The 21,593-nt window shown below is 72.4% G+C and carries 22 protein-coding genes; 15 read left to right on the top strand and 7 right to left on the bottom strand.

Annotated elements, in window-relative coordinates; genetic code table 11:
• Positions 1–189, top strand: a 189-nt coding sequence (locus NUM_RS13115) for a hypothetical protein (protein ID WP_207125102.1), incomplete at its 5' end; no start/stop codon positions are given.
• Between the two features lie 111 nt (positions 190–300).
• Here NUM_RS13115 and NUM_RS13110 read toward each other — a convergent pair.
• On the bottom strand, positions 301–774 hold the full coding sequence (locus tag NUM_RS13110) for a MarR family winged helix-turn-helix transcriptional regulator (protein WP_207125101.1): 474 nt from the start codon (positions 772–774) through the stop codon (positions 301–303).
• Positions 775–942: 168 nt separating this feature from the next.
• On the opposite strand from NUM_RS13110, the gene NUM_RS13105 reads away from it, so the two are divergent.
• From NUM_RS13105 to NUM_RS13095, 3 genes are all read left to right on the top strand, one after another.
• Positions 943–1,440: a universal stress protein gene (locus NUM_RS13105; RefSeq protein WP_207125100.1), complete on the top strand. Its 498-nt coding sequence runs from the start codon at positions 943–945 to the stop codon at positions 1,438–1,440.
• A gap of 179 nt (positions 1,441–1,619) precedes the next feature.
• Positions 1,620–2,747, top strand: coding sequence for an LCP family protein (locus NUM_RS13100; RefSeq protein WP_207125099.1), 1,128 nt, complete (start codon positions 1,620–1,622; stop codon positions 2,745–2,747).
• Positions 2,748–2,800: 53 nt separating this feature from the next.
• Positions 2,801–3,901 (top strand): winged helix DNA-binding domain-containing protein, encoded by a 1,101-nt coding sequence (locus NUM_RS13095; RefSeq protein ID WP_207125098.1) that lies wholly within the window; start codon positions 2,801–2,803, stop codon positions 3,899–3,901.
• Between the two features lie 41 nt (positions 3,902–3,942).
• On the opposite strand, the gene NUM_RS13090 is transcribed toward NUM_RS13095, so the two are convergent.
• Positions 3,943–5,583 carry an enoyl-CoA hydratase-related protein gene (locus NUM_RS13090; RefSeq protein ID WP_207125097.1) on the bottom strand — a complete coding sequence of 547 codons (1,641 nt, stop codon included), beginning with the start codon at positions 5,581–5,583 and terminating at the stop codon, positions 3,943–3,945.
• 255 nt (positions 5,584–5,838) lie between these two features.
• Between NUM_RS13090 and NUM_RS13085 the strand changes: the two genes are divergently transcribed.
• Positions 5,839–6,819, top strand: coding sequence for an MHYT domain-containing protein (locus tag NUM_RS13085; protein ID WP_207125096.1), 981 nt, complete (start codon positions 5,839–5,841; stop codon positions 6,817–6,819).
• Positions 6,820–6,836: 17 nt separating this feature from the next.
• On the opposite strand, the gene NUM_RS13080 is transcribed toward NUM_RS13085, so the two are convergent.
• The gene (locus NUM_RS13080; protein ID WP_207125095.1) at positions 6,837–6,983 is read right to left on the bottom strand and encodes a hypothetical protein; all 147 of its coding nucleotides are present in this window, start codon (positions 6,981–6,983) and stop codon (positions 6,837–6,839) included.
• A 523-nt stretch (positions 6,984–7,506) separates the two neighbouring features.
• Between NUM_RS13080 and NUM_RS13075 the strand changes: the two genes are divergently transcribed.
• From NUM_RS13075 to NUM_RS13040, 8 genes are all read left to right on the top strand, one after another.
• The gene (locus NUM_RS13075; protein WP_207125094.1) at positions 7,507–8,667 is read left to right on the top strand and encodes a branched-chain amino acid ABC transporter substrate-binding protein; all 1,161 of its coding nucleotides are present in this window, start codon (positions 7,507–7,509) and stop codon (positions 8,665–8,667) included.
• Between the two features lie 59 nt (positions 8,668–8,726).
• On the top strand, positions 8,727–9,620 hold the full coding sequence (locus NUM_RS13070; protein ID WP_207125093.1) for a branched-chain amino acid ABC transporter permease: 894 nt from the start codon (positions 8,727–8,729) through the stop codon (positions 9,618–9,620).
• Positions 9,620–10,663, top strand: a complete 1,044-nt coding sequence (locus NUM_RS13065) for a branched-chain amino acid ABC transporter permease (protein WP_207125092.1) — start codon at positions 9,620–9,622, stop codon at positions 10,661–10,663. The genes NUM_RS13070 and NUM_RS13065 overlap by 1 nt, the downstream gene beginning before the upstream one ends.
• 52 nt (positions 10,664–10,715) lie before the next feature.
• Entirely contained in the window at positions 10,716–11,630 is a 915-nt protein-coding gene (locus NUM_RS13060; RefSeq protein ID WP_207125091.1) for an ABC transporter ATP-binding protein, read from the top strand.
• Entirely contained in the window at positions 11,623–12,330 is a 708-nt protein-coding gene (locus NUM_RS13055) for an ABC transporter ATP-binding protein (RefSeq protein WP_207125090.1), read from the top strand. The genes NUM_RS13060 and NUM_RS13055 overlap by 8 nt, the downstream gene beginning before the upstream one ends.
• A gap of 62 nt (positions 12,331–12,392) precedes the next feature.
• Positions 12,393–13,394 carry a proline racemase family protein gene (locus tag NUM_RS13050; RefSeq protein ID WP_207125089.1) on the top strand — a complete coding sequence of 334 codons (1,002 nt, stop codon included), beginning with the start codon at positions 12,393–12,395 and terminating at the stop codon, positions 13,392–13,394.
• Positions 13,391–14,392: an ornithine cyclodeaminase family protein gene (locus tag NUM_RS13045; protein WP_207125088.1), complete on the top strand. Its 1,002-nt coding sequence runs from the start codon at positions 13,391–13,393 to the stop codon at positions 14,390–14,392. The genes NUM_RS13050 and NUM_RS13045 overlap by 4 nt, the downstream gene beginning before the upstream one ends.
• Entirely contained in the window at positions 14,389–15,084 is a 696-nt protein-coding gene (locus tag NUM_RS13040; RefSeq protein ID WP_225918542.1) for a GntR family transcriptional regulator, read from the top strand. The genes NUM_RS13045 and NUM_RS13040 overlap by 4 nt, the downstream gene beginning before the upstream one ends.
• Before the next feature lie 233 nt (positions 15,085–15,317).
• Here NUM_RS13040 and NUM_RS13035 read toward each other — a convergent pair whose 3' ends face one another.
• Together NUM_RS13035 and NUM_RS13030 are read right to left on the bottom strand one after the other, a co-directional pair.
• Positions 15,318–16,292: a chitinase gene (locus NUM_RS13035; RefSeq protein WP_207125087.1), complete on the bottom strand. Its 975-nt coding sequence runs from the start codon at positions 16,290–16,292 to the stop codon at positions 15,318–15,320.
• A 176-nt stretch (positions 16,293–16,468) separates the two neighbouring features.
• Positions 16,469–17,413, bottom strand: a complete 945-nt coding sequence (locus tag NUM_RS13030) for a ribose-phosphate diphosphokinase (RefSeq protein WP_207125086.1) — start codon at positions 17,411–17,413, stop codon at positions 16,469–16,471.
• Between the two features lie 173 nt (positions 17,414–17,586).
• Here NUM_RS13030 and NUM_RS13025 point away from each other — a divergent pair, with 173 nt between their 5' ends.
• Positions 17,587–18,648 (top strand): hypothetical protein, encoded by a 1,062-nt coding sequence (locus tag NUM_RS13025; RefSeq protein WP_207125085.1) that lies wholly within the window; start codon positions 17,587–17,589, stop codon positions 18,646–18,648.
• A gap of 101 nt (positions 18,649–18,749) precedes the next feature.
• Here the strand turns inward: NUM_RS13025 and NUM_RS13020 are convergent, their stop codons facing one another.
• Complete coding sequence (locus NUM_RS13020) at positions 18,750–19,922, bottom strand: low temperature requirement protein A (protein ID WP_225918541.1); 1,173 nt, start codon at positions 19,920–19,922, stop codon at positions 18,750–18,752.
• A 212-nt stretch (positions 19,923–20,134) separates the two neighbouring features.
• Here NUM_RS13020 and NUM_RS13015 point away from each other — a divergent pair, with 212 nt between their 5' ends.
• Positions 20,135–20,614: a DUF7144 family membrane protein gene (locus NUM_RS13015; protein ID WP_207125084.1), complete on the top strand. Its 480-nt coding sequence runs from the start codon at positions 20,135–20,137 to the stop codon at positions 20,612–20,614.
• Between the two features lie 15 nt (positions 20,615–20,629).
• Here the strand turns inward: NUM_RS13015 and ypfJ are convergent, their stop codons facing one another.
• Positions 20,630–21,484, bottom strand: a complete 855-nt coding sequence (ypfJ, locus tag NUM_RS13010; RefSeq protein WP_207125083.1) for a KPN_02809 family neutral zinc metallopeptidase — start codon at positions 21,482–21,484, stop codon at positions 20,630–20,632.
• Between the last annotated feature and the right edge of the window lie 109 nt (positions 21,485–21,593).

The following is a 21,593-nucleotide window of genomic DNA, read 5'->3' as shown; positions in this document are numbered from 1 at the left end:
GGCGTTCCTCCTTCGTCGGAACACCGACGAGGCACGACGCACGATGCCCATGATTCGCTCGCTCGCGCTCGCTCGCTCGCTCATGAGCGTTCCTCCTTCGTCGGAACCCTCCGGCCGGTACGGGCGGTGCTCGACGCCGTCGGCAAGCCGGCCTACCACGACGGTAATCCACCGAAAGCCTTGCCGTGACGTGGATCGAACATCCCGTACCCGGTCGAGTCGGGCGAGGGCGCCCGGAGCAACGCCGGTCACGGTGCGCACCACCACGCTACGGCGTCCACAAAGGACTGTCGAGCGTCCTCAGGGCGTGGCGCTGAGCCGGTCCAGCAGGTCGGTCAGCCGGCGCAGCAGCGGAATGCAGCTGTCCCGTTCGGTCCCGGACATGTCGCTCCAGGCCTGCCCGAGCAGGTCCCGGAACAGCCCGCCGGCGTGCTGCAGCGTCTGCTCGCCACGCTCGGTGAGCCGCAGCACCGACCCCCGCGCGTCGCTCGGGTCCACGGCCCGAACCACCAGTCCTCGGCTGACCAGCGTGCGTACCGTGCGGGTGGCGGTCGGTTGCGCCACGCCGATGGTCGCCGCGACCGCGCCGACCCCCTTCAGCCCGGTCTGCGCGATCGCGTCCAGCGCGACCAGCTGCGCCGCGGACAGGTCGGACAGTTGGCTCTGCACCCGGCCGCGGGTGCGTCGGGCGGCCTGGATCAGCGCGATCAGCGCCGCCGCGAACTCGTCGACGCCCGGCTCGCCGGGCGCCGCACTACCCCGTTTCGTAGGCACGGTCTCGATGATCCCGCATTGTCGGCGGCCACCGGTTGCGGGCGCCGGCACAGATGCATAGCCTCCTATGCACACGGCACGCAGACGCGGCGTAAGGGGCCCTCATCGGAAGGCGTCGACAGTCCTTCTGTCCGGACCTCCAGGCCCTCGGCGAAACGGGTGGTCGGCATGACAGTGGGCAGCGAGGGGCGGCACGACACGTCGGCCTCGACGGGCGCCCCGGCACGCATCATGGTCGGTGTCGACGGCAGCAGTGCCGGCCAGGCCGCCCTGGTCGCCGCCCAGGCGGAAGCCGCCGCGCACGGCCTGCAGGTGCTCGCCGTGCACGTACGGCGGGGGCTGACGCCGGTGGAGGCGTTGGGTTCCGGGTTCGCCGGCCTGGCCGGCGCGTGCTGGCTGGACTGCCGGGACGACGCCGAGCTGTCCGCCTGGCTCGACTGCGTCCAGCTGCTCGAGGCCACCGGTCTGTCCTGGGAGTTCGTGGTACGCGAGGGTGAGCCGGCCGAGCAGCTGCGGGCGGTGGCCGCCGAGCTGCCGGTGCGGTCGATCTACCTGGCCGCGCGGCCACGACCGTGGTGGCGGCGCGGCCTGCACCACTGCCCGGCCCGGGCGCTGTCGCGCCGGGCCCGGTGCCCCGTTCGGGTGGTCGCCTACTCGGGCGAGTGAATCCGGAGCCGATTCCCGCCCACTCGGCAGGTTCCCAGCCAGGGCGGGTATCTTGCCCTCCAGCCCGGGTCGAGCCCCTCAGGTCGGCGCGGGACGTACCGTTTTGGGTGGTGCACCGGCCCGATCCGCGAGAACGCGCCGGCCAGCCGAAACGCCCGTGAGCGCCGAGGGAGGCACCGGTGGGCCGACATCATCCGTCCGACGCGCCGACCCCGCGGCCGTCCGCCGCGCCGGCCCGGTCGGCCAAGCGCCGGCACGCGCCCTGGTGGGCACGGCTGTCGCTGGTCTTCGGGGTGGTTCTGGTCGTGCTGAGCGGCGGCAGCCTCGCCGCCGGTTCGATCGTGCTCAACCGGGTGAACGACGCCCTGCCGAACAGCAATCTGATCGGCGACGGTGCCCGCAAGCACAAGGCCGGCTCGGACGTGAAGGGCCCGCTGGACATCCTGCTGGCCGGCTCCGACCTGCGTGACTCGTGGAAGACCGACGGGCAGAAGCCGCGGACCGACTCGATCATGTGGCTGCACATCCCGGCCTCGATGGACTACGCGTACCTGCTGTCGCTGCCGCGTGACCTGCGGGTGCAGATCCCGGCCGACAAGCACACCGGCTTCCTGGGCGGCCAGGACCGGCTGAACGCCTCGTTCCCCGACGGGATGAAGGACGTCAACGACACCGCCGGCGGCATGAGCCTGCTCAGCCGTACCGTGTCGAACCTGACCGGGGCCGAGTGGGACATGGCCGGCCTGGTCAACTGGGACGGGTTCAAGGACATCACCAAGGCGCTCGGCGGCGTCACTATGTGCCTGGACCAGGGGTTCACCAGCCACCAGCCCGGCTTCACCAACGGTCCGCCGCTGACCTTCCCGAAGGGCTGCCACCACTACGACGCGGACAAGGCGCTCAAGCTGGTCCGGCAGCGCGACGACCTGCCCGACGGCGACTACGGCCGGCAGAAGCTGCAGCAGCAGTTCATCAAGCAGATCCTCAAGCAGGCCACCAGCAAGGGGGTGGTGAGCAACCCGTCCAAGGTGAACGACCTGATCGGCGCGGCCGGCAAGTCCATCACCCTCGACCTCGGCGGGTACCAGCTGGTCGACGTGGCGCTGGCGCTGCGCGGCATCACCGCCGACAAGATCGTCACCCTGCAGATCCCGCACTACTCGATCGGCCAGGGCAGCGCCTACCAGGGTGAGGGGCTGCAGAAGCCGCTCGGGCCGCAGCTGTTCCAGGCGATGCGCGACGACACCATCTCCGATCTGCTCGCGACCCATCCCGAGCTGGCCTCGAAGGTGCCGGACGGTTCCTGACCCGGCACTGCTTGCGGTCAGGAACCGACCGCAACGGCTGGCACACTGGCCGGGTGACCGACGTCCTGACGCCGCGGGCGCTCAATCGCGCCCTGCTCGCCCGCCAGCACCTGCTGCGCCGCACCGACCAGCCGGTACCCGAGACCCTTGGGCACCTCGTCGGGTTGCAGGCGCAGCTGCCGTCCGCGCCGTACCCGGGGCTGTGGTCCCGGATCGCCGGCTTCACCCCGGACCAGCTCGCCGCGCCGATGGCCGACCGGACCGTACTGCGGATCCCGGCCATGCGCGGCACCATCCACACCCTCACCGCCGCCGACTGCCTCGACCTGCGGCCGCGGCTGGCGCCGGTGTACGACCGGTTCCTGCGCACGCTGCGGGCCCGGCTCGACGGACTGGACCCGTCCAAGGTGGCCGCCACCGCGCGGGAACTCGTCGAGCAGCGGCCCCGCACCTACCACGAGCTCGGGCGTGAACTCGCCGACCGCTGGCCGGGCTACGACGCCGCGGCGCTGGGGCACGTGGCGCGCTGCCGGCTGGCGCTGGTGCAGGTCACGCCGCGCGGCCTGTGGGGCCGCAGCGGCCCGGCCGCGCACACCACCGCCGAGCACTGGCTGGATGCCCCGCTGGGTACCGACACGGCGCCGGATCCGTTGGTGTTGCGCTATCTCGCCGCGTTCGGCCCGGCCACCGCGGCCGACGTGCAGGCGTGGTCCGGGCTGACCGGGCTGCGCGCCGTGCTGGACCGGCTGCGGCCGCAACTGGTCACCTTCCGTACCACCGACGGCGCCGAGCTGTTCGACCTGCCGGACGCGCCGCGGCCGGACCCGGACACCCCGGCGCCGGTGCGGTTCCTGCCGCCGCTGGACAACCTGCTGCTGTCGCACGCCGACCGCAGCCGAGTCGTCCCCGCCGAGTACCGGCACCATCTGCAGAGCCCCAACGGGCTGGTGCCCGGCGTGCTGCTGGTCGCCGGCACGGTGCGCGGCAGCTGGGCCGACGAGGCCGGGCGGGACGGCGCCCGGCTGACCGTGACGCCGTTCCGGGCGCTGTCGGTACGCGACACGGCCGCGGTCGCCGCCGAGGCCCGCCGGCTGCTCGCCTTCCTGTCCCCCGGCGCCGACACCCGCGAGGTCCGGATCGCCGACGTACCGTAGCGGGCCGCCGCCCCGGCATCCCGCCGTTGCGGAACGGGCGGTCAGCGGCGGTGGGTGGCGAGGCGCGGCGGGGTGGCCGACGGGGCCACCTTGCGGACGAACGACTCGCGCGCGGCGTGGAACCCGGACCGGTCGTCGAAGATGTCCTGCGCCATCTCCGCGAGCTCCAGCGTCTCGTGGTAGTCCAGCGGCCGCGGTACCGGCTTGCGGGCGGCGCGGATGTCGCGCCAGGTGCCGGGCTCGGCGTACTGCTGGGCCAGGTCCGACAACCACGCATCGAACTCGGCCGGGTTGCCGGGACCGGTCAGGTCGACCAGGCCCAGCCGCGCGGCGGTACCGGCGCCGATCGGCAGGCACTCGTTGAGCAGCTTGTCGGCGCGCTCCACCCCGATCCGCCGCGGCAGCGCATAGCTGTGCAGCTCCGAGCCGTACAGACCCATGTCGTAGTACGGGTTGAGCACCACGCCGGCGCGCGCCGCGACCACATCCGCGCCGAGCCCCAGCATCACGCCGCCGGCGCCGGCGTTGCCGCTGAACGCGGCGATGGTGACCTGCTCCTCCGCCGCCTCGATCAGTTCCCGGCAGACCAGGTTGATCGCCTTGATGTTCTCCCACGCCTGCGCGGCCGGGTCGGCCGCGGCGGAGATCTCGTTGAGGTGGATGCCGTTGCAGAACACGTCGTCGCCGCCGCGCAGCACCAGGACGGTGGTGTCCTGCCGGGCGGCCCGGTGCAGTTCCCGGCGCAGCCGACGGCACTGGTCGACGCCGGCCGCGCCGTTGTAGAACCGGAACGTCAGCTCGCCGACCTGGCCGCGCCGCCGGTAGCTGATCTCGGCCGGCCCGTCGGTGCGCTGCGGCACCCGGTCGAGATGATCGGCCAGCACGGTGGCGGCGGGCAGCTTCACGCCACCGCGCCGGCGCAGGTGGCCCAGCCACACCGCGCCCTCGCCGGCGGCGACGAGCAGGTAACCGTCCTGCCGGCCGATGATCTCGCCGGGGGTACCGGTGCCCTCGCCCAGGTGCGCGTCGAACGCGCTGACCGCCTCGCCGGCCAGTTCGGTACGCACGCCGGGGAAGCCGTCCGCGGCGCGGATCCGGCGGACGATGTCGGCGGCCTGGTCACCCCAGTCGAACGCGCGCTCGGCCTGCTTCATCAGCGGCCGTTCCCGGGTGTCCGGGATCGGCCGGGGCGCGCTCGCCAGCGGTACCGGCCGGAAGTCCGGGTCGGCGGCGCGCTCGACGACCTCCAGCGCGCAGGCGACCGCGGCGTCGGCCACCGGCCCGGTGTAGAGCGTCGACTTGCGCATCGGTTCGGCCGGCAGCGAGAACTCGCGGTGCGCCCAGATCGGGCCGGCGTCCATCTCCTCGACCGCCTGCAGCGCGGTGACGCCCCAGGCCGGGGCTCCCTCGGTGATCGCCCAGTCCAGCGAGGACGGTCCGCGGTCGCCGATCGGGCCGGGGTGGATGATCACTGTCCGCCACTTCGTCCACACCTCGGTCGGCACCCGTTCCTTCAGGTACGGGCAGAGGATCAGGTCCGGCTGGGCCTGGAGGACGCCGTCACAGATCGTGCGCTCGTCGAGGGCGAACTCGACGGCGACATCGTGTCCACGGTCCTTGAGTTCGTCCCAGATGCGTTGGGTCAGGCCATTGAAGGCCGACACGAGCAGTAGCAGGCGCACGAGAGCAGACGGTAGCGAGACCCGGTGCCACTACGCAAATCCAGTTATTAACACCACGTTGCCAGTGACTGTACGAAGTTGCTGTCTCTACCGAAAGCCCACCGTGGTGCCGGCGCGGCGGATCGTCTAAAGTCCCGACAAATCCGCGTAACGCCGCGTGCTGAAGATCCGAAACTCTTCGTGTCACGGTGATCTTCACCGGGCCGTGTCCGCGGCGACGCGGCCGTCCAGCGAAAGGCGGCACCAGCCGTGTCGATGCATCACTTCAGCTACGGACTGTTAACGCCGATCCTGGCGTACGCAGCATCCTACGTCGGCTGCCTGCTCGGCCTGATGTGCGCGGCCCGGGCCCGGGTGCTGACCGGCGGTGGGCGCCGCGGCTGGCTGCTGATCGCCTCGGTCTCGCTGGGCGGCACCGGCATCTGGGTCATGCACTTCATCGCGATGCTCGGGTTCACCCTCGACGACGCGACGATCCGCTACAACATGCCGCTGACCGTGGTCAGCGCGCTGGTGGCGATCGTGGCCGTCGGCGCCGGGCTCGCCGTGGTCGGCAGCGACGCGCGCAAGCTGTACCGGATCGCGCTCGCCGGCGTGCTCACCGGCGTCGGCGTCGCGGGCATGCACTACCTGGGCATGGCGGCGATGGTGATGCCGGCCACGATGAGCTTCGAGCCCATCCTGTTCACGCTGTCGGTACTGATCGCGGTCGTCGCGGCCGCGGTGGCGCTGTGGTTCACGCTGGTCATCCAGGGCCGGGTGGCCACCCTCGCGGCCGCGGCGGTGATGGGCGTGGCGGTGTGCGGGATGCACTACACCGGGATGGCCGCGATGCGGTTGACCCCGGACCCCACCGGCGGCATCGGTGGTACCTCCTTCACCGGCCTGCTCCCGCCGGTGCTGCTGGTGGTCAGCGTGGTGACCGTGGTGCTGCTGATCTTCGTGGCGTTCTCCGCCTCGCCGGCGGAACTGGTCGAGGACGCCGAGTTCGCCGCCCGGATGCGGCGCACCGCGCACGAGCGGCAGGAGCGCGCGAACGCGCAGCAGGACCTCGGCCCCCGGCCGCACTCCGAGTCGGTCCCGGCACCGTCCGCCGGAAGCCTGGCGGCCGGTGCGCCGCAGCCGGTCACGTCCCGGTCCGGGCAGCGCACCCGCCTGCCGAGCCCGACGCCCTCCCCCACCGTGCACCAGCAGCCGATCTCCCGTCGGCTGAACCGCCGCGGTACCGGCGACTGACCTCGCGCCGGCCGCGGTCAGCGCCGGCGTCGGTCCGGCCCGGCGTCGGCGGGGAGGCGTTCGAGGAGCTCGCGCAACCGTTGCTCGACGGCGAGCTCGTCGTTCGCCTCGTTCGCCTGGCGCGCCGGATCGCGCGACCGGGCCGTCGCCGCCCTCGTCCACACGGCGCTGACCGTGGCGCCGGAACGCGACCGCGGTCGCGCTTCCCGCGAACCGACAGCGGCGACCGTCGCCCGCTGCGGTCGGATGAGTCCTGGCCGTTCCCGCGCTGAGCACCGTCGATGCGGGCCGAACTGCGCTGAGTGAGCGAACCCGAGGCCGGGTAACGAATTGGCATAGGTCGGATCGCGCAAACTTGCCTCTTGCTCCGGCGCAGTGCAATGTCACATGCTACCGAGGCAAAGGGGGGTGCTGGTGCGCAGCCCGCACCGGCCGGCACGCGTGACCACACCGGTTGTCGCATCGTCGGCGAGCATCCCGACCTGAACCCGGCCGACGGCCACCTCCGTTGCCGCGCTTGAACTCCGCGTTCGAGTCCGGTTGCGGCCGCGCCCGTCGACACACCCGCGGCGCAGGCCGCCGACGCACGGCACCGGACCGGAGCAGCCACGCCCGCTGCCCACGGAACCTGCACGACACCAGCCGGCGGAGCCGACCTCCGTCGCACCTACCAGAGGGGTTCATCGCATGCGGAAGACGAAGCTCGCCGTCGCGCTCGTCGCGGTGTCGACGCTTGCCCTGAGCGGCTGTCAGGGCGTGTTCGGTGGAAGCGACAAGAGCGGCTCGGACGGCCCGATCACGCTCGGCATGGCCGCACCGATGTCGGGCAGCAGCTCGGCGATCGGCCCGTACATGAAGAACGGTGCGCAGCTCGCGATCGACGAGATCAACGCCAAGGGCGGGGTGCTCGGCCGCAAGCTCAAGCTCAACGTGCAGGACGACGCGTGCGACCCGAAGACCGCGAGCAGCGCGGCGAACAAGCTGGTCGCCGCCGGCGTGACGATGTCGATCGGCGGCTACTGCTCGTCGGCCACGCTGCCGACGCTGTCGGTGTTCAACAAGGCGAACATCCCGATGATCATCCCGGCCGCGAACTCGGCCGATCTGGTCTCCCAGCACCTGCCGAACGTGTTCCTGATCAACGGTACCGGCGTGCAGCAGGCGCAGTCCGCGGTCAGCTGGCTGACCAAGCAGAAGGCCACGCGGGTGGCGCTGGTCGACGACAGCACCAGTTACTCCACCGACATCACCAAGCGCACCAAGGCCGACATCACCAAGGCCGGCGGTGGCATGAAGACGGTGCTGCACGAGTCGGTGAACGCGGGCGAGAGCGACTACAGCTCCAACGTGCACGACATCGTGTCGGCCCGCCCCGACTTCGTCTACTGGACCGGCTACTACCAGGAGGGCGGGCTGATCATCCGGCAGCTGCGCCAGGCCGGGTACAAGGGGAAGATCATGGTCGCCGACGGCAGCGTCGACGGCAAGCTGATCAGCGTGGCCGGGCAGTCCACCGCCCAGGGCGTGTACGCGACGATGACCGAGACGCCCGACACGATGCCGGGCGCCGGTGACTGGATCGCCTCGTACAAGAAGAAGTTCGGCGCCGAACCCGGCCCGTACTCGCCGCAGTCGTACGACGCGGTGCGGGTGGCGGCCAAGGCGATGAAGGACGCGAAGAGCACGGACGGCAAGAAGATCGAGGCCGCACTGATGAAGATCGACGGGTTCCCGCTGTTCTCCGGCAAGCTCAAGTTCACCGCGGACCACACCCTCACCGAAGGTGGATTCGTGATCCTGCAGGTGAAGGGCACGAAGTTCACCCTCGCCGACGATCTCAAGAACTAGCCAGCGCGGAGTCGGGCCCGTGCTGCGGGCCCGCCTCCGGCCCGATCCGGACGGAACTCATGACACAGATCATCTGGAACGGTCTGTTCGTCGGCTCGTTCTACGCGCTGGTCGCGCTGGGCTACAGCATGGTCTACGGGATCATGAAGCTGCTCAACTTCGCCCACGGCGACCTCTACATGCTCGGCGCGTTCATCGGTTTCGCGCTGCTCACCTCGTTCAGCGGGTTCACCGCCACGCTGTCGCTCGTCGCCCTGCTGGTGGTACTGCTGCTGTCGATGGTCGGCACCGGCCTCGCCGGGGTGGCGATCGAACGCATCGCGTACCGGCCGTTGCGCAGCGCGCCCCGGTTGTCGCTGCTGATCACCGCGGTCGGTGCGTCGTTCGCGCTGGAGTACGGCATGCGCATCATCGCCGGGCCGAACCCGCAGGTGTACCCGGTGCGGTTGGGCGGTTCCTCGGTGCACGTGCTCGGCGCCCGGATCGGTGTCGCGCAGCTGGTGCTGATCGGCGTGGCGATCGCGCTGATGGTCACGCTCAACGCGATGGTGATGCGCTCCCGGCAGGGCCGGGCGATGCGGGCGATCGCACTGGATCCGGTGGCCGCCCGGCTGATGGGCGTGGACGTGAACCGGGTGATCGCGATGGCGTTCTTCATCGGCTCGGCGCTGGCCGGCGCGGCCGGCGTGATGGCCGGCTCGTACTACGGCAGCATCAACTTCCTGATGGGCTTCATCATCGGGCTCAAGGCGTTCACCGCCGCGGTGATCGGCGGGATCGGCAGCTTCAAGGGCGCCATGCTCGGCGGTGTCGTGCTCGGCCTGCTCGAGTCGTTCGGTACGCACTTCCTCGGCGGGCAGTGGCGCGACGTGTTCGCGTTCGCCTTCCTGATCCTGTTCCTGACCGTGCGGCCGACCGGCCTGCTCGGCGAGCGCGTCACGGAGCGTGTGTGATGACCACGACCAAGACGGTGCAGCCGCCGAAACCGCCGGCCGGTGGCGGCGGCCTCGGCAACGCGGCGAAGACCGTACTGCGCAGCCGGTGGATCGGCCCGGTCGGGCTGTTCCTCGGCGCGATCGCGCCGATCCTGATCGCCACCCCGTACGCGATGAACGTGATGACCAGCGCGCTGATCTTCGTGATGCTCGCGGTCGGGCTCAACATCGTGGTCGGCCAGTGCGGCCTGCTCGACCTCGGGTACGCGGCGTTCTTCGCGGTCGGCGCCTACACCAGCGGCATCCTCGCCACCCGGCTGCACTGGCCGCTGCTCGCGACGATCCCGGCGGTGATCGTGGTGACCGTACTGGCCGGGATCGTGGTCGGCGGCCCCACCCTGCGGCTGCGCAGCGACTACCTGGCGATCGTGACGCTCGGGTTCGGCGAGATCATCCGGGTCACCGCGAACAACCTGTCCATCACCGGTGGCCCGGAAGGCATCTACGGCATCCCGAGCCTGTCGGTCGCCGGCGTCGACCTGAGCAACTCCGTCGTCTTCTACTACGTGGTGCTCGTCATCGTCGCCGCCGCGGTACTGGGCGCGAACCGGCTGATCCGCTCCCGGCTGGGGCGGGCCTGGCGGTTCATCCGGGAGGACGAGGACGCCGCCGAGGCGATGGGCGTGCACACCTACCGGGTCAAGATGGCCGCCTACATCGCCGGCGCCGTCTGGGGCGGGCTGGCCGGCGTGCTGTTCGGCGCGCAGCTGTCCGCGATCTCCCCGGCCAGCTTCACCTTCCTGCAGTCGGCCCTGGTGCTGATGGCCGTGGTACTGGGCGGGATGGGCTCCACGCCCGGCGTGGTGATCGGCGCGCTGTTCGTCACCATGCTGCCGGAGGCGTTGCGCGGGCTGTCGGACTACCGGTACTTCGCCTTCGGCGCGCTGCTGATCATCGTGATGGTGCTGCGGCCGCAGGGACTGTGGCCGGCCCGTACCCGGGAGCCGGCCCGCACCGCCCGCCGGTCCGCCACGTTCGACGGCGAGGTGCGGATCCGATGAGCGCGAACCACGGGTACCGCCCCGTCGGACCTGCCGCGAAGGAGGACGGTCGATGAGCGCGCTGCTCGACGTGGCGGACCTGCACCTGGCGTTCGGTGGAGTGAAGGCGGTCGACGGCCTCAGCTTCCAGGTGCACGAGGCGGAGATCGTGTCGGTGATCGGCCCGAACGGCGCCGGCAAGACGTCCGCGTTCAACTGCATCACCGGGTTCTACCGGGCCACCAGCGGCGCGATCACCATCGCCGGTACCGACGTGACCCGGCTGCGGCCGTCCGCCGTCGCCGCCCGCGGCGTGTCCCGCACGTTCCAGAACGTCCGGCTGTTCGGCGACCTGCCGGTGCTGGACAACGTGCGCGCCGGCACCCACCTGTGGCTGCGCCAGAACGTGTTCGACGCGTTGCTGCACACCCCCCGGTACCGGCGCACCGAGCAGGTCGCCACCGACGAGGCGCACCGGTGGCTGGACTTCGTCGGGCTGCGCGCCGATCGGACCGGCCCGGCGCGGGCCCTGCCGTACGGGGAGCAGCGGCGGGTGGAGATCGCCCGCGCGCTGGCCCGGCACCCGAAGCTGCTGCTGCTCGACGAGCCCGCCGCCGGCCTCAACCACAACGAGAAGCTCGAACTGCTGGAGCTGATCCGGCGGATCCGGGACCTCGGCATCGCGATCGTGCTGATCGAGCACGACATGGGCCTGGTGATGGAGGTGTCCCAGCGGGTGGTGGTGCTCAACTTCGGCAGGGAGATCGCGGACGGATCGCCGGAGGCGGTCCGGCGGGACCCGGCTGTCATCGAGGCGTACCTCGGCAGCGACGACGAGCCGGCCGCGGAGACCGGCGACCACGAGCCGGCGACGGCGACCGGCGACGGCGAGCGGCCGACGGAGACCCGCGACGGCGAGCGGGTGGCGGAGACCGGCGACGGCGAGCCGTCCGGGGAGATCGATCGGGAGGCCGGCGCCGATGCTTGAGATCGACGGGATCGACGTGTCGTACGGCGGGGTGCAGGCGCTGCACGGCATGTCGCTGACGGTGGCCGACGGCGAGGTCGTCGCGCTGCTCGGCAACAACGGCGCCGGCAAGACCAGCACCCTGTCCGCGGTGTCCGGGCTGGTGCGCCCGGCCGGCGGTCGGATCGTCTTCGACGGCCACGACATCACGCGGGCCAGCCCGCCGGAGATCGTCGGGCTGGGGCTGGTGCACGTACCGGAGGGCCGGCGGATCTTCTCCACCCTCACCGTGCAGGAGAACCTGCAGATGGGCGGCTACCTGGTCCGCGACCCGGCGGAGACCAGGCGTCGCATCGACCGGGTGTACGGGCTGTTGCCCCGGCTGCGGGAGCGCCGCGAGCAGCAGGGCGGCACGCTGTCCGGTGGCGAGCAGCAGATGCTCGCGATCGGCCGGGCGATCGTGGCCGGGCCGCGGCTGTTGATGCTCGACGAGCCGTCGATGGGGCTCGCCCCGCTGGTGGTGACCGCGGTGATGGAGCTGATCGCGGAGATCAACGAAGGCGGCACGTCGGTACTGCTGGTGGAGCAGAATGCGAAGGCCGCGCTGAAGATCGCCACCCGCGGCTACGTGGTCGAGAACGGCCGGTGCGTGCTCGACGCGCCGGCCGCCGAGCTGGCCGACGACAGCCGGGTGGTCGAGGCGTACCTCGGCGGGGTGTGAGCGGTCCGCGCGGACCGCGCAGCCCGTCGGCGTCCCGCAACGAGGCAGGAGGACCCAGAAGGATGCCGCGATACACGACGGTCGACTACCACACGGCCGGCGAGCCGTTTCGCATCGTCACCGGCGGGCTGGCCGAGATCGCCGGTACCACGGTGGCGCAGCGGCGGGTGACCGCGGCGGCGAGCCAGCCGGTCGACCGGGTGCGCCAGTTGCTGTGCCACGAGCCGCGCGGCCATGCCGACATGTACGGCTGCTTCCTGGTACCGCCGGACGACGCCGGCGCCGATCTCGGCGTGCTGTTCTGGCACCGGGACGGGTTCTCGACCGCCTGCGGGCACGGCACGATCGCCCTCGGCGCCTGGGCGGTGGAGTCCGGCCGGGTCGCCGCCGATCCGGACGGGGACACCGACGTCCGCATCGACGTACCGTCCGGGCGGGTCACCGCCCGGGTGCACTGCCGCGCTGGCGCGGTCGAGTCGGTGACGTTTCGCAACGTGCCGTCCTACGTGCTGGCCCGGGGGCTGCGGCTGGCCACCGAGCTGGGCACGGTGACCGTCGACGTGTCGTACGGCGGCGCGATCTACGCCAGCGTCCCGGCCGCGGCGTTCGGCCTGACGGTGACGCCGGACCGGCACCGGGAGCTGATCGCCGCGGGCCGTGCGGTCCAGCTCGCGCTCGCCGGTACCGAGGCGGCCCGGCACCCCGGCGACGACCGGTTGTCCGGCGTCTACGGCACGATCCTGTACGACGAGCTGCCGGCGACCGAGTCCGGGCCACGGCAGCGCAACGTGACGGTGTTCGCCGACGGCCAGGTGGACCGGTCGCCCTGCGGATCGGGTACCTCGGCCCGGCTCGCGCTGCTCGCCGACGAGCTGGCCGGCGGGGCGGTGCTGACGCACGACTCGATCGTCGGCAGCACGTTTCTCGGCCGGGTGGTCGGCACCACCGAGGCGGACGGCCGGCCCGCGGTGCACACCGAGATCGACGGCTGCGCGTACCGGACCGGCGAGCACGCGTTCACCCTCGATCCCCGTGACCCGCTGCCCGGCTTCGTCCTGCGATGAGCGCGGACCCGCCGGTCCCCCGGCACCTGACCGCGGCGGCGCTGCGCGCCCTGCTGCCGATGGACGCGGCGATCGCGGCGATCGGCGCGGCGCTGTCCGACGGCCTCGACCCGGAGGCCGACCCGGCCCGTACCGCCGTCGACGTGCCGGCCGGGCAGCTGCTGCTGATGCCGGCGTCCTCGGCCCGGTACGCGGGCGTCAAGATCGCCGGAGTGGCGCCGGCCAACCCGGCCCGCGGCCTGCCCCGGATCACCGGGACCTACCTGCTGCTCGACGGCGCCACGTTGCAGCCGCTCGCCACGTTCGACGGGCCGGCACTGACCGCGCTGCGTACCCCGGCGGTGTCGGCCGTCGCGATCGCCGCGCTCACCGAGGACCGGCCGCTCGACGTGCTGCTGTACGGGACCGGGCCGCAGGCGGCCGGGCACGTCGAGGCGGTGCGGGCGGTACGCACGGTCCGCCGGCTGCGGGTGGTCGGGCGTGACCCGGCCCGTACCGCCGGGTTCGTCGCTCGGTGTGTCGCGGCCGGGGTGGCCGCCGAGGTCGCGGACGCCGGCACGGTCGGCGCCGCCGACGATGCCCGCGCGGTCGGCGCCGCCGACGATGCCCGCGCGGTCGGCGCCGCCGACCTGGTCGTCTGCTGCACCAGCGCGCGCACCCCGCTGTTCGACGGCAGGCTGCTCGCCGAGCACGCGACCGTGGTCGCGATGGGCTCGCACGAACCGGCCGCGCGGGAGGTCGACACCGCCACGGTGCGCCGCTGCCAGCTGTACGTGGAGGCGCGGTCGGCGGCGCTGCGCGAGGCGGGTGACCTGCTGCTGGCCGGCGTCGACGGGCGCCGCCTGGTCAACCTGGCCGAGCTGCGCACCGCGACCGTCCGGCGGGACGTACCGCGGCTGTTCAAGGGCGTCGGGATGGCCTGGCAGGACATCGTCGTCGCGGCGGCGGCCCACGCGCGCCTGGCCGCGGCCGGACCGGGGAGGAAGGTCGAGCGGTGAGTCGATCGGGCCGCGGCGGTCTGGGGGCACTGCCCTCCTTCGAACCACCGCGCAGCGTACGGGAGCGCATCGCCGACGCGCTGCGCGCCGCGGTGATCACCGGTGAGCTGCGGCCGGGTGAGCTCTACTCGGCGCCGGTGCTGGCCGAACGGTTCGGGGTCTCGGCCACGCCGGTCCGCGAGGCGATGCTCGACCTGGTCCGCGAGGGCATGGTGGAACCGGTACGCAACAAGGGGTTCCGGGTCACCGAGCTGTCCGACGCGCAGCTCGACGAGTACAGCGAGATCCGGGCCCTGATCGAGGCGCCCGCGGTACGCAAGGTCGCCGAGACCGTCGATCCGGCGACCATCGAGCGGCTGCGACCGCTGGCCGAGCAGGTGGTGGCGGCGGCGACCACCGGTGACGTGCTCGCCTACATCGAGGCGGACCGGCGGTTCCACCTGGCGCTGCTGGCGCTGGCCGGCAACGCGCACCTGGTCGAGGTGGTCCGCGACCTGCGCAACAGGTCCCGGCTGTACGGGGTGCCGGTGCTGGCCGAACGCGACGAGCTGGCCGCGTCGTCGCGCAACCACATCGAGCTGCTCGACGCGATCGTCAGCGGGGACGGCCCGCTGGCCGAACGGTTGATGGTCAGCCACATCCACGACGTGCGCGGAATCTGGGCCCGCCCGGACGAGGGATCCCCGGCCTGACCGCCGGATCCCCGGCGCGACCGACGAGTCCCCGGCGTGGCAACGGAATCCCCGGCGTGGCAAGGGAATCCTCGATGCGCCCGACGAGTCCCCGGGGTGGCAACGGGATGCCCGGCAGGAGCGACGGATCCCCGGCGCAGCAACGGAATCCTCGGTGTGATCGACGGATGCTCGGTGTGGCAACCGGATCGCGGCCGGCTCGGTGGCCGGGCGGGCCGCGATCCGGTGCGTCGTCAGCTCAGCGCCTTGGTGAAGTCGAGCGGGTTCTGGTCCACCCCGCTGCAGGTCGACGACGCGTCCGGGTGCACCGCGCCGGCCGCCGAGCCGCAGGACTGGTCCCGGCTGATCGACCAGAACGACAGCCGGCCGACCCCCTTGTCGGCCGCCCAGCTCGCCACCGAGCGGGCGTTGTCCAGGGTGAACACCGAACCGTCGTCGTTGACCCCGATCATCGGCGTGATGCCGAGGTTCGCGTACGAGTAGCTGCCGTCGATGCCCTGCAACTGGCCCAGCGTCGCGTCGGTCGCCTGCTCGGCGGCCTGGCCCATGTCCTGGTCGCCCTGGTAGTAGTCCATCGTCATCAGGTTGACGATGTCGATCTTGACGCCGGCGTCGTGCGCCGCCCGCACCAGGTTCACCCCGTCGCCGGTGAGCCCGCTCGGCAGTACCGGCAGAGTGACCGAGACGGTGAGCCCCGGGTTGTTCGCCGCCAGCGTCTTGACCGCCGCGAAGTGCCGCTGGATCGAGGCGGTGTCGGCGATCGCGGCGCCCTCGATGTCGAAGTCGAGCGACTTCACCTGGTAGATGTCGAGCAGCGCCTGGTAGCCGGCGACGATGGTGTTCTGGTCGGTGCAGGTCCAGGCGAGCGGCAGGCCGGCCGCGCCACCGGACGAGATGATCGGTTCGGCACCCTCCGACCGGGCCCTGTCGATCTCCCCGTCGACGTTGGGGTCGTTGCCGACCGGCAGCGTGTCGCCCCAGATCTGGTTGCAGCCGGACCCGATCACGAACGCCGCGGTGTAGTGGGTCAACCCCGCCCCGGCGGCCTGGTCGAGCAGGCCGACCTGCGAGTTGGACATGTCCACGTACGGCGCGGCGCCGCCCACCGCGGCCTGGCTCGGCGTCGAGACACCGAGCACCGCGGCGCCGATCATGCCCGCCGTCACCGCCGCGGTGACCAGCGGTCGTTTCCAGCGTCCGTCCCCCATGGGGTCTCCCTCCTCGATGCCCGGTATGCGGGCAAAGCCCGCATTTAATGTAAAGGTTGTTTACCGGATCGAGGTCGGCACGTCAACACCATCGGGGCAATTCGGGCACGCCGGACCGCGGGCGTGCCGCACCGCCGGCACGCCGAACGGCGGGCGTGCCCGCGGGAGGAACGGGATCAGGCGGTGTCGAACAGAGCGCTGACCGACTCGCCGTTGTGGATGCGGCGCATCGCCTCGGCGAGCACCGGCGCCACCGACAGCACGGTGAGCTTGTCGGTCACCGACTCGTGCGGCACCGGAACCGTGTTGGTGCAGACGATCTCGGCGACGTCGGGCTGGGCGGCGAGCCGGTCCAGCGCGCCGGCGGCGAACAGCCCGTGCGTGCAGGCGACCCGGACGCTGCGGGCACCCTGCTCGCGCAGCCGGGCCAGCAGTTCCAGGATCGTGCTGCCCTTGGCGATCTCGTCGTCCAGCACGATCACGTCCCGGTCGGCGACCTCGCCGATCACCGAGGTGATCTCCACCCGGTCGTCGGAGAACCGCTGCTTCGCACCGGCGGCGACCGGCACGTCCAGCAGCCGGGCGAACGCCGACGCGGACTTCGCGTACCCCAGGTCCGGCGACACGACGGTGACCCGGGACAGGTCGTACCCGCGGAAGTGCTGGGCGAGCTCGCGCAACGCGTGCAGGTGGTCCACCGGTACCGCGAAGAAGCCGTGCACCTGCGGGGAGTGCAGCGCCATCGTCAACACCCGGTCGGCGCCGGCGGTGACGAGCAGGTCGGCCACCAGCCGGCCGCCGATGGAGATGCGCGGCGCGTCCTTCTTGTCCGACCGGGCGTACGCGAAGTGCGGCATCACCACCGTGATCCGGGCGGCCGAGGCGCCCCGGGCGGCGTCGGCCATCAGCAGCAGCTCGACCAGGTGCTCCTGCACCGGCGCGACCAGCGGCTGCACCAGGTAGACGTCCCGCTCCCGGCAGTTGGCCTGCAACTGCACCTCGAGGCAGTCGTTGGCGAACCGGTCCACCCGGGCCGGCTGCAGCGGCACCTCCAGGTGCTCGCAGATCTCGGCGGCGAGCGCCGGATGGGCCGAACCGGTGAACACGGCGATGTCGCGCACGGTGACTCCCGCGAAGGTACCGATGGGGGGCGCCGGGTGGCCTCCCGACGCGCACACCGTACCGACCGGCGCCCGACCCGCCGCGGCGACCCGGCCGCCCGGTGACGTTTCCCGCCGCCGGCCGGCCCGACCCGGGACCGCGGTTGTTGCGCGCGCCCGGCACCATGTCCGGCATGTACCCCGTCGCCGTGTACCGGGTCTCGGGCACCCGGTACCTGCAGGTCCTGCTGGGCGTGCTTCCGCTGATGGTGGTGCTGTCGGTCGCCGCGACGCTGCCGGTCCTGCTCGGCGACTTCCCGTACGACCTGACCATGCCGCTGGTGGTGCTGGCCTTCACGATCGTCGTGGGCACGCCGTTCGCGGCACTGTTCAAGCTGGCCGACCGCAGCCGGGTGCTGGTCGACGCGTCCGGTCTGACCGTGGTGCCGTTCGGGTACTCCCGGCGCACCGTCTCGATCCCCTGGTACGAGGTGGTCGAGCTGCGGGCGCGCTGGACCCCGATCGCCTGGCAGGTCCGGGTTCGCCGGCGGCACGGCACGGCGGTGACGCTGGCCGCGCCGCAGTCCGTGCCGTGGTGGCCGGACCGGCGGTTCCGCCGCGAGCTGGCCGAGCTGCAGGCCTGGCTGCCGCCCGCCGTGCCGCGGCCGGCTCCCCGGCCGGCCGGCGGGCTGCGCGCGCTGATCTGGCCCGCGCTGCTGGTCGCCGTGCTGCTGCCGGCCGCTCCGCAGGCGGCCCGGTACGGCGTGCTCGGGCCGTGGAGCGCCGCCGTGCGGGACACCCCGGACGCCTGCCGGCTGCTCGTCACCGCCGGCCTGGACCGCGACCTGCCGCACCGCTCGATCGAGCGCGGCAGCAACCTGGATGCGGACTTCGACAGCTGCGGGTACCGCTCGACCGACAAGCCGGCCGACGCCGGTGCCAGCCCCGACGACGCGCTGCCGGTCAGCTACGTGCGGCTGGTCGTCGGCCGGTACGACGGCTGGTTCGTCAGCTCGTCGGCCGCCAGCGCGGCGCGGCTGACCGCGAGTTCCTGTGCCCGCCTGTCCGGCGCCGAGCCGCTCGACGGCGCCGGCGACGGCGGCTGCCTGGGCGCCGAGTACTCGTCGGGTTCGACCTACCGGGTGATCGTGCGCCGGGCGAACCTGGTGCTGAACCTGCGCGTCAGCGGTACCCATGCCGAGTCGGTGGCGCGCGGGCTGGCCGGCCGTCTCGCCGAGAGCGTCCGCGTCGGCTGAGCGCCACCCACCCGGCCCGCTCCCGCCGGTCGCCCGGTGAACCCCGTCCGGCCGGTCCGCTCTCCGTGCCGGTCGGCCGGCGCGGGGCGGTGCCCGGGCGGTCAGCTCGTCGGGGCGGGCTCGGCCGGCCGGGCCGCCCGGATGGACACGACCAGCAGGGCCGTGACCAGCACGGCGATCACCGCGACGCTGGCGGGCAGGCCGAGCGCGCCGGCGACCGCCGCGGTCGCCAGGATCAGCACGATCGTCGCCGCCGACGTCACCACCGGTACCGAGCCGGGCAGCAGCAACCCGTGCAGGTAGGCGCTGGTGGCCAGGTAGCAGCAGGTGGGTACCGCGATGGCGAACGCCACCACCGTCGCCGGGGTCTCGCCGTCAGCGGCCAGGGTCAGGCCGGCGCCCACCGCGGCGACCGACGCGAACACCACGTAGTGCGAGTACCCCCACAGCAGGTTCTGGCTCTGCTTGATCTTCAGGCCGGCGGTGGCCTCGTGCTTGAAGTACAGCCACCACATCGCGAACAGCAGCACCAGGCCGCCGCCCGCGGTGACCAGCAGGCCGGCGGACAGGCCCCGGTCGGTGATCGCCGACTGCACCCCGACGGTGGCCGCGGCCACGCACTCGCCGAGCACGATGAGGGTGAAGCAGCCGTACCGGTCGTTGATGTGGCCCGGGTGCCAGGGCGTCTCACGGCCGTGCGCCTCGGCGAACGCCGGCACCGCGAGCTCCGCGACGAGCAGCACCAGGAACCCGACCAGCCCGGCCACGCCCGGCAGCAGCAGCCGCAGCACCCAGCCGACCTGCACCACGCTGACCCCGACCGCGTACCGCAGGGTGGCGCCGCGGCTGGTCGGGTCCTGCCGGGCCGCCCGCAGCCACTGCCCCACCATCGCCACCCGCATCACCACGTACCCGACCGTCACGACGGTGAAGTCGTAGTGGTGGAACACGCTCGGCACGCCGGCGGCGAGCACCAGCCCACCGGCGATCTGCAGCAGCGTCAGCAGCCGGTACGGCACGTCGTCGGTGTCGTAGGCGGAGGCGAACCAGGTGAAGTTCATCCAGGCCCACCAGATCGCGAAGAACACCATCGCGTACTGCAGGATCGCGACGTGGTGCCCCTCGGCGACGCCGTGGTGCAGCTGGGCCGAGGCGGCCGCCACCGCGACCACGAAACACAGGTCGAACAGCAACTCCAGCGGGGTGGAGGCGCGATGCTCCTCGCCCGGGTCGCGACCCACCATCCGCCGCAGGTACAGACCGACATCGCTCACGCCGACAGATGCTGCCACACCGCCCGGCCGGACCGGGCCGGCGCTCCGAGGCGTGCACGTCGCCACCCTCGACGGTGGCGGGTGCGCGCCGCCGGCCACGGATCCGGCGCGGTTTCGGCGGTTTCGCCGGTGGTTGCCGCGGCGCGGACCGATACTGGGCACGAATCGCGGGAACGCGACACCGCGATCCGTGCCGGACCGGAGGTGTGGCGATGAGTGCCGCGGCACCGAGCGAGGGATATCGAGTACGCCGGCACGTGCGGCACAGCGTCGCGCTCGCCGGCCTGTTGCTGATCGTCCTGGCGGTGATGAACGGCCTGGACGGTATCGCCGCGATCGCCGGCTCCCGGGTGTTCGTGGCCTCCGCGGTGCTGGTGTTCGGACCGCTGAACGCCTGGGGCTGGGCGCTGCTCGCGATCGCGGTGGTGCAGGCCGGCTGCGGTGTGCTGCTGCTGTTCCGGATCTCCTCGGTGCGCTGGCTCGCGGCGCTGACCATCGTGCTGGACATCTTCACCCAGATGGTCGTGATGCCGTCCTACCCGTTCTGGGCCATCATGATCATCGGCGTGAACATCGTCGCGCTGTACGTGCTGTTCGCGCACGGCGGTTCGGCGCCGCAGGAGGTGCTGGCGCCCGACGAGCTGCGGCCGAGCATGCCGCGCGACACCGGAAACCTGCCCTACCCGCGCTGAGACGTCCGCCAGCGGTCACTGGGCCGAGAACGTGTCGCACGAGTCCGGGTCGCCCTTGGTGAAGCCGGTGGCGAGCCACTGCCGGCGCTGCGCGGCCGAGCCGTGCGTCCACTGGTCCGGCCGTACCGTGCCGGTCGCCTTGTGCTGCTGGAAGTCGTCCGCGATCACCGTCGCGGCGTGCAGCGCGTCGTTCAGGTCCGCATCGCTGACCAGGTCGCGGGCGTAGCTGCTGTGGATCCACACCCCGGCGTAGCAGTCGGCCTGCAGCTCCAGCCGGACCGAGAGCTGGTTCTCCTGCGCCGGCGCGGCCTGCTGTGCGGCCTGCACGCTCGCCAGCGTGCCGACCAGGTTCTGCACGTGGTGCCCCATCTCGTGCCCCACCACGTACGCCGGGGGCAGGCCGCCCTGCACGCCGAACCGTTGCTGCAGCGCGGTGAAGAACGAGGTGTCCAGGTACACCCCGTGGTCGGCCGGGCAGTAGAAGGGTCCGAGGTCGCTCGACGCCTCGCCGCAGCCGGTGTGCACGTCGCCGGTGAAGATGGTCAGTTTCGCCTGCTGGTAGTGCATTCCGCTGTTCGCGAAGATCTTCGCCCACATGTCCTGCGCGTCGTCGAACACCGCGGTCAGCAGCTGCCGGCGGCCGGCCTCGGTCGTCGGCGCCGGGAACCCGGGCGAGCCGCTCGGTTGCGGCGCGGCCTCCAGGTGTGGTGGCTGGCTCGCCAGCGCGCCCGGCGTGGTCCGCTGCGGCGACGGGCTCGCCGACGAGTCGCCGTAGCCGCCTCCGGAGCCACCGCACCCGGCCACGACCAGTACCAACGCGGCCACGGCGGCCAGCGCGCCCAGCGCACGGCGGGCCTGCAGTCCTGCCATCGTCTCAGGCTGCCACGCCGCGCCCGGGCGCGAGCCGCAATGCGCCATGTCACGCAGCGTCAGCGACCGCCGGCGCCGGCCGTGCAGGGAGTCGACGAGCGACGGCGCC

The sequence above is a fragment of the Actinocatenispora comari genome (assembly GCF_017312725.1).
In the GTDB taxonomy this organism is placed as follows: Bacteria; Actinomycetota; Actinomycetes; order Mycobacteriales; family Micromonosporaceae; genus Actinocatenispora; species Actinocatenispora comari.
Note: the sequence above shows the minus strand (reverse complement) of the source record. Positions and strands in the feature narration are given on the sequence as shown.

Coding starts and splice junctions, on each gene's coding strand:
- NUM_RS13060 (WP_207125091.1), top strand. CDS start 10,716: ATGAGCGCGCTGCTCGACGTGGCGGACCTGCACCTGGCGTTCGGTGGA.
- NUM_RS13035 (WP_207125087.1), bottom strand. CDS start 16,292: ATGGGGGACGGACGCTGGAAACGACCGCTGGTCACCGCGGCGGTGACG.
- NUM_RS13045 (WP_207125088.1), top strand. CDS start 13,391: ATGAGCGCGGACCCGCCGGTCCCCCGGCACCTGACCGCGGCGGCGCTG.
- NUM_RS13085 (WP_207125096.1), top strand. CDS start 5,839: ATGCATCACTTCAGCTACGGACTGTTAACGCCGATCCTGGCGTACGCA.
- NUM_RS13055 (WP_207125090.1), top strand. CDS start 11,623: ATGCTTGAGATCGACGGGATCGACGTGTCGTACGGCGGGGTGCAGGCG.
- NUM_RS13070 (WP_207125093.1), top strand. CDS start 8,727: ATGACACAGATCATCTGGAACGGTCTGTTCGTCGGCTCGTTCTACGCG.
- NUM_RS13105 (WP_207125100.1), top strand. CDS start 943: ATGACAGTGGGCAGCGAGGGGCGGCACGACACGTCGGCCTCGACGGGC.
- NUM_RS13015 (WP_207125084.1), top strand. CDS start 20,135: ATGAGTGCCGCGGCACCGAGCGAGGGATATCGAGTACGCCGGCACGTG.
- NUM_RS13025 (WP_207125085.1), top strand. CDS start 17,587: ATGTACCCCGTCGCCGTGTACCGGGTCTCGGGCACCCGGTACCTGCAG.
- NUM_RS13050 (WP_207125089.1), top strand. CDS start 12,393: ATGCCGCGATACACGACGGTCGACTACCACACGGCCGGCGAGCCGTTT.
- ypfJ (WP_207125083.1), bottom strand. CDS start 21,484: ATGGCAGGACTGCAGGCCCGCCGTGCGCTGGGCGCGCTGGCCGCCGTG.
- NUM_RS13075 (WP_207125094.1), top strand. CDS start 7,507: ATGCGGAAGACGAAGCTCGCCGTCGCGCTCGTCGCGGTGTCGACGCTT.
- NUM_RS13065 (WP_207125092.1), top strand. CDS start 9,620: ATGACCACGACCAAGACGGTGCAGCCGCCGAAACCGCCGGCCGGTGGC.